At 38.6% G+C, this 7,564-nt stretch carries 3 protein-coding genes; all 3 read right to left on the bottom strand.

The annotated features are described in order from the left end of the window. Window positions 1–325 precede the first annotated feature (325 nt). Window positions 326–1,093 carry a class I SAM-dependent methyltransferase gene (locus tag IQ229_RS05920; protein WP_228013208.1) on the bottom strand — a complete coding sequence of 256 codons (768 nt, stop codon included), beginning with the start codon at window positions 1,091–1,093 and terminating at the stop codon, window positions 326–328. Window positions 1,094–1,323: 230 nt separating this feature from the next. Continuing rightward, the gene (locus IQ229_RS05915) at window positions 1,324–6,009 is read right to left on the bottom strand and encodes a type I polyketide synthase (protein ID WP_194042104.1); all 4,686 of its coding nucleotides are present in this window, start codon (window positions 6,007–6,009) and stop codon (window positions 1,324–1,326) included. Then, window positions 6,002–7,564 (bottom strand): SDR family NAD(P)-dependent oxidoreductase (locus tag IQ229_RS05910; RefSeq protein WP_194042102.1); only part of this gene is annotated, 1,563 nt, incomplete at its 5' end. The genes IQ229_RS05915 and IQ229_RS05910, both read right to left, overlap by 8 nt.

The following is a 7,564-nucleotide window of genomic DNA, read 5'->3' as shown; positions in this document are numbered from 1 at the left end:
TGATAAAGTTGATCAATAAACCATAATCTTTGTTGGGAGAAAGATAAAGGAATAGTCTTAGAAACTTGACGTTTGGGAATAGTACCGACTTGAAAGTTTCCTCCCTTCCATTTTTCTAGAAGGGCTTTTTTGGCAGGTGATAAATTAGAGTGTCGTTTATCCATTGTTAAGAGTTATTTGAAGAGTCACTAACTGCAAATTTTATTTTTTAGCTAGATAATTGTTAATCATCATTGAAATATCGTCAACTCATTTTTCAATGATGAACTTCCGTGAGTTTATTAACTCCCGCTAGACCAAAAACTTTCATAATTTTACTATCACGCTAGAGACGTTTCCGACAAACAAAGCAAGCGTTACCTGTTTCTTCTCCAGCCTTAAAATGACTAATTTCTGTGAAGCCCACATTTTCTAAAGCCGATTGGACATCTGTCAAGAAGTGATCCTTTCTCAGCCAAGTAGTGTCTGAACGCTTCCAAGTTTTCTCTACCAATTCAAACCCGGTGACTTCGATTTTCCACATCCTTTGTTCCGGTTTGTAATAGAATAACTCAATAAAAGCGCATTCATCATTAACATTGATATGATTTAAATATCCTTGTTCAACATACTTATGCATCAATTCTATTAACGGTATCGAGAACACAAACAGACCATTGTCTTGTAGTGCTGCATATACATTTCGGAAGACGGCTGTCAAGTCTTCATTATTTAGGATGAAAAGTAAGACATCGATTGAAACAATAGCATCGAAGGTAGCTGGCAACTCAAACTTGCGTATATCACTAAGGATAAATTCACTTTCAGGTGCGTTTGTTCGGGCATAGCGCAATACTCCTTCAGATGCATCAAGCCCAGTCATTTGATACCCTTTAAGGTGAAGCTGTTGCACTAAATACCCACAACCGCAACCCAGGTCGAGAATACGCGCTTCTTTAGAGAGATATGGAAACAGTATTTGCTCTAAATAAGGTAGTATACCCTCGCTTATAAATTCATCTTTATTCTTGAATTCGTTCTGTAAGCGAGCAATCGGCTCATAATTTGGAGGATTGCTGGCTAAAGACATAAGAGGATTAATTGCTGAAGTCATAAACTTTTTTCCTGTTTTTAACTAAAGGTTTCAAATCAATTTACTGGAGAAAGCGAGAGAAAAGTAATGATTTTTAATCACGCTTATAATTCAACACGCTTGGGTTAAGCCTTTTTTTCTCCCCCTGCTCCCCGCCTTAACAGATAAATTTCCTTAACTGAACTGTATTGGCTTATAATTCGTATATTAAGATCATAAAAATGTGAGGTAATCCTCGCATTTTAAAGCCTCTAGATGTCAATATCTGCACGATTACCTAAAAGCAATTCTGCCTCTTCCTCGGATAACTCTTCAATTTTTTCTAACAGAAGTTGCTCAATCATTTCTGCCTGTTTGACTGGTATCATTGCTTCTAATAAAAGGTCACGCAGTGGTAGTTCTACAGGAAATTTTTCTCGCAATCGAGAAACTAATTGAGTTGCAATAAGGGAGTCTCCTCCTAACTCATAGAAGTTATCGTAAACACCAATTTCTGTGATTCCAAGTACCTTTTGCCATATTTCTGTAATTTGTTTTTCCAACTCATTTGTCGGAGCAAGATATGAATTACTAAGGTTAGGTCTGGAGTAGAGCGAGAATGAGTCTATTTGAGAGAAAGATTTTGAATCGGGTAGAGAGTCGAGGTCAAATATGCGCTTGCACCTAGCTTTTAAATCTACCGTGGAAACAATAACCTGAGTTGGTTTATCTAGAGAAAATATTCGTTTGAATACTTCTACAGTTTCTGTTGGAGTAATCGCTAATTCTACCCCAGATACTTGTCCCAATGCTTTTTGCTCTTCGGTCGTATTGAGTTGTACTTTGTCCCAATTTAGAGTGTACCACGGTAAAGAGTGAGTCCGGTTGTGTCGGTTAGTAAAGGTATCTATGAAATTATTAGCTGCTGAATATAAACCTAACCCAAATCCTCCTAAAACGGAAGATAAAGAAGAAAACACAAGACAAAAATCTAATTTTCTCTTCTGTAATACTTGTTCTAGTAGAGTAATCTGATGATGTTGGGAGTCAAATAGGTTTTCCAATTCTATATTACCAATTTCTGGAATCGAACTAAATATATTTTTACGCTTGATTCCAGTTGAATAGATAACCCCATGAATTTGACCAATATTCTCAGGTGCAAGAGTCTGGTGGATTTGTTCATAGTTAGTTATATCTGAACGCATCACCAAAACTTTTGCGCCTAATTCCTCTAATGCTAGTAATTTTTTGATTTTGTTACTCACTTCATCTTCTTGAGTACGAGTTTCAAGCCATTGCGAGAAATCATCTTTTTCTGGAAAAGCAGAATCCTCGATAAATATAAGTTTTGCTTGTAGAGATTTTGCTAAATATTCTGCAATTAAAACTCCAATATTTTCTAATCCGCCAGGAAATAGGTAAACACCCCGTTTTCTCAATGGTGTTTTTTCTTCAACTACCGACTCTAATCGAAGTGGTTCAAATATTTGTACCCAGCGGTAGAAATCACGATAAGCAACAATCAAGTCTGAGGATAGAGCCGTGAACTCGCTTAAAAGTTGATCAATAATATTACTGTTATAATTTCCCTTTTGATCTTCAGATACTTGGCAATTTGTTAAGGCAATATCAATACACCGACAGATAATATTAGGATATTCTTGAGGAATAACTTTACATAAACCTAATATTGTTGCTTTTTCTGGGTCTAACGTTTCATTACCATTGACATCTTGAATGTTGTTCGATATAATCCAAAGTTGTAATTGATTGTCTAAAAGGACAGTGCGATCGCCTCCGGCGGGGCGTAGCCCATCGCTAATTTTGAGCTTACTAAAACTCTGCGTTAAAAACAGCAGACTTTTGAATTCTAAAAATTTTCTAGATTGACAATTTTCTAGTTTACCGATGCTCCATAAATAAGCAATATTTTGGGGAATTTTACCGAATAAACTCAATTCTCGAAACAAAGCGTCATAGTCTTCGCATCTATATGGATTAATTGTATAAACATCATCACTTAGTTTACTAAACTGTTCTCCTTGCTTAACCGCAATGACATTTTTCCCTTGGTTGATCAACGCATTAATTAATTTTTCGCCAACTCCCAAGTCATCAACAAAAAATAGCCAGTTATCTTGTGTAGATCCTATTTTATCAGAGGATGAATTAGGCAGAAAAGAGCGTTTCCAAGAAGGAACATAAAACCAGTCGACAATATCTTGTTTATTATCTAATTTTACTGACTTACTATTTAAAGAAGGCGATGGGGATTTAGCATCAATCCAGTACCGTTGTCGCTCAAAAGGATAAGTAGGCAAAGGTAGACGATGACGCTGCTCGTGAGTATAAAATCCCGACCAATCTATTTCTAAACCAGCCAGCCATAACCGACCTAATGTCTGCAACAAAAAGTTAACATCAGATTGTTGGTCTTGAATATGGCGTAATGAAGTTAATACTTGTTGTTTGGTATTTTTATCTAAATGCTGTGTTGTTAATGTGCTTAATGTCCGTCCTGGTCCCACTTCTAGAAAAACACCTTCAAACTGTTGTAACAGTAGAGATATTCCATCTGAAAATCTCACAGTTTCTCGCAAATGTTGACACCAATAATCAGGATTTGTCGCTTGTGCATCTGTAATCCAACTACCAGTTACATTGGAAATAAACCGAATGCGTGGTGGATTCAGTTTAACTTTTTTTACAGCCTCAAGAAATGCTTCTAGTATTGGTTCCATCATCACAGAATGAAACGCATGAGATGTATGCAACAGCCGACATTCAACTTGTTGAGAGGATAATTGATTTTTTAGTGTCGCAACTGCCTCGTTTGTTCCAGACACTACACATGAAGATGGGCTGTTAATCGCTGCGATTTGTAGAGAATTTTTATACAGCGTCTGTGCAGAGAGTAGCGATCGCACATCTTTTTCTGGAAGCCTAATTGCCAGCATACTTCCTGTGGGTACCTGTTGCATTAACTCTCCCCTTTTTGCCACAATTAATAGGGCATCTTCTAGGGAAAATACACCTGCAACAGTCGCGGCGACATATTCCCCGATGCTGTGACCAATCATTGCTTCTGGTTGTACTCCCCATGACATTAATAACTGGGCCAGGGCGTACTCTGTAACAAATAACGCGCTTTGGGTAAGGGCTGTTTGTTGTAGTCGTTTTGAAGCAGTCTCAGTGTCTTGTTCCTTGGGATACAGTAGGGAGCGGATATCAAGACCGAGGTGGGGTTGCAAAATCTCGGCGCAACTATCTACGTGTCTACGAAATGTAGCTTCAATTTCATATAGTTCCTGAGCCATGTTTGCATATTGTGACCCTTGTCCGGAAAACATGAAGATAACTGGACAGTGACTTGGCTTCCGGTGGTGACTAACAACACGTAGCGGGTCTTGGTTGTCAAGTAATTTTACTGCATCTTTTTGGTCAGAGCAAACTACTATGCGGCGATAGTCAAAAGCCCGACGGCCTACTTGTAGAGTATAAGCTACATCAGGTAGGAAAATATCAGGATTTTGTTCCAAGTGAGTACATAGTTCCGTTGTCACAGTTTCCAGAGCTGTACTGGTTTTAGCTGACAGTAGAAGCAATTGCCAAGGACGCGAGGGACTGGAAGCCTCAATCACTGGAGCTTCTTCTAAAAGAACATGGGCATTAGTCCCGCCAATGCCAAAAGAACTTACACCTGCTCGACGTGGTGTACCGTTAGTTTTCCAGTCTGATAATTTGGTGTTGACGTAAAAGGGACTATTGGCAAAATCTATCTCAGGATTAGGATGTTCAAAGTGTAAGCTGGGAGGAATCAAACCGTGTTTAAGCGCCATGACCGTTTTTATTAAACTAGTTACGCCAGCGGCTATATTTTGATGTCCAACATTGGGCTTTACCGAGCCAATAGCACAGAATCCATTATTTTTGGTACGAGCTTCAAACACCTTTTTGAGGGCGCTAATTTCAATCGGATCTCCCAAGCTTGTGCCCGTTCCATGTGTTTCGATATAGGTAATTGTCTCTGGATTAAATCCAGCGATCGCCTGAGCCTCAGCTATTACTGAACCTTGACCACCCACGCTAGGCGCTGTATAACCTACCTTAGCGGCTCCATCATTATTAATAGCTGAACCTTTAATCACCGCATGAATGCAGTCCCCATCTGCCAAAGCATCCTCTAATCTCTTCAGTACGACAATACCTACCCCGTCGCCGAAAACAGTTCCATTTGCTTTAGCATCAAATGCACGACAGTGACCATCGGCAGAAGTTATCCCTCCTTCTTCATAGAAATAACCTTGCTTTTGCAGAGACTGTATCGAAATGCCACCTGCCAAAGCTAGATCACACTCATAATTCAGCAATCCTTGGCAGGCCGAGTGAACAGCTACCAATGACGTGGAGCAAGCCGTACTAATGTTAATACTCGGCCCTTTCAAGTCTAATTTATATGAAACTCTTGTGGCTGCAAAGTCTTGAACATTATTAAAGAAAATTGAGGAACCCATTGATTTGATCACGTCAGGATTAGAACCTAAATTGTCAAGCATATAAATACTCAAGTTGGTTCCTACGTAAACACCACTCAATCCTTTGCCTACTCCTGGAGCATAACCAGCATTTTCTAGAGCTTGCCAAGCACACTCAAGAATAATACGGTGTTGGGGATCCATGATTTCGGCTTCCCTTGGTGAGAAATCGAAGAAGGGAGCATCAAACATCTCGATGTCTGACAGACGAGCACCTGCTCTTACATACTGAGGATCGTGTAACCATGCTATATCTATGCCTGAAACAGCCAATTCCTCTTCATTGAAGAAGGAAATAGACTCCTGTCCATTACAAAGATTCTGCCAAAATTCCTTAACATCTTTGGCTCCTGGAAAACGACCAACAAGACCAATTATGGCTATACCTTTGATGGAATCATCCATTTCTCCGTTATCCATCTATCATCCTCCTTTGTTTCACTAATTTTCTTTTTTCTTGCATAGCCGTTTCTTTTCTGCTGGCACGTTCATCCGCTTGCTGAAATGTTGCTTCTTCAACAGTTCTTCCGCCGAGATATTCTGCTAAAGCACTTATGGTCGAATATTCAAACAGGTCAGCGATTGAAATATTTTTGTTTAATATTTTTATAAGTTTATTGCGAACCTGAATTATAAGTAATGAGTCACCTCCTAATTCAAAGAAATTATCATGGAGACCTACATCTTTTATCCCTAGAATTTCTTGCCAAATGTTAGCAATGCCTTGCTCTAGCTCATTTGTGACAGGAACATATCGATTTTGTAAATCTGGTCTGGGATGAAATGATAGTGAATTTTTTCGTTGTCTAGCTGCTGTATGTTGTAAAGATTTGAGATGAATCCATTGGTCAATCCTAGTTTGAATTTCTCCAGTAGAAATAACTATATGATTTAATTCACTACAGTTCAAAACACTTTGAAATGCTTCTATACCTTCTTTAGCATTTAACGCAAATTCAGTCACACTTGTGCCAACCGATATACCTTGTATATTTTCTTTTTCAAGTTGCCAACTATCCCAGCTTATACTGCTCCATAGAACAGGATGGCTCTGATTGTGTTTGTGTACAAAAGCGTCCATGAATATGTTCGCTGCTGAGTAGGCAACAAATCCTAATCCTCCTAAGACAGATGATAAGGAAGATAGCAATAAACAAAAATCAAGCTCTTTATTTTGCAAAACCTTGTCTAATACTATAAGTCCGTATACTTTTGGTTGAAATTGTTGCTCACAATCAGTTTTATTTATATTTTCAATGACTCCAAAAGACTTGCCTTCAAGAACTCCAGCAGCATGAATGACACCATTTAATTGACCAAATTGCTGTTGAGCCTGAGCAACAGCACTTCGCATTTGTTCTATGTTGCTGACATCAGCACTCATCAGCAAAACTTCTGCACCCAACTGTTCGAGTTCTTGAACTTTGCGAATCTTGCAGCTAGTACTATCAGTCTTATCATGAGTAGTGAGCCATTTTTCCCACTCATCTTTTTGTGGCAAAGCAGAACGTCCTACTAACAGTAGTTTTGCTTGTACAGTTCGAGCTAAGTATTCTGCTAAAACAAGTCCAATACCTCCAAGTCCACCTGTAATTAAATAGACTCCTTTTTCTCTTAGTCGAGGCTTTTCGATTTTAGCTTTATCAAAGCGCACAGGCTCAAAACTTTGCACCCACCGATTCAAACCTCGATAAGCAATTAACTTTTGGGAATCATCAACCGTCAGTTCTGCTAGTATTTTCTCTAGAAGTTTTTCTTCTTGCCAACTACCGTTAGAGGGTAAGATAACATCAATACTACAACAATGAATATTTGAATATTCTTGAGAAATAACTTTAACTGTTCCGAGTAAAGTTGCTTTCTCTGGAGAAAGTACTTCTGTTCCAGTTACTGAGTGTAGATTGTTAGAAATAACTGTAATATTAAAATCATCAGTAGTTTCTTGTCTTCCCAAAGCTTGGGCAAGATATAGGAG

The organism is Nostoc cf. edaphicum LEGE 07299 (assembly GCF_015207245.1).
In the GTDB taxonomy this organism is placed as follows: domain Bacteria; phylum Cyanobacteriota; class Cyanobacteriia; order Cyanobacteriales; family Nostocaceae; genus Nostoc; species Nostoc edaphicum_B.
This window is presented reverse-complemented; position numbering and strand designations above follow the sequence as displayed.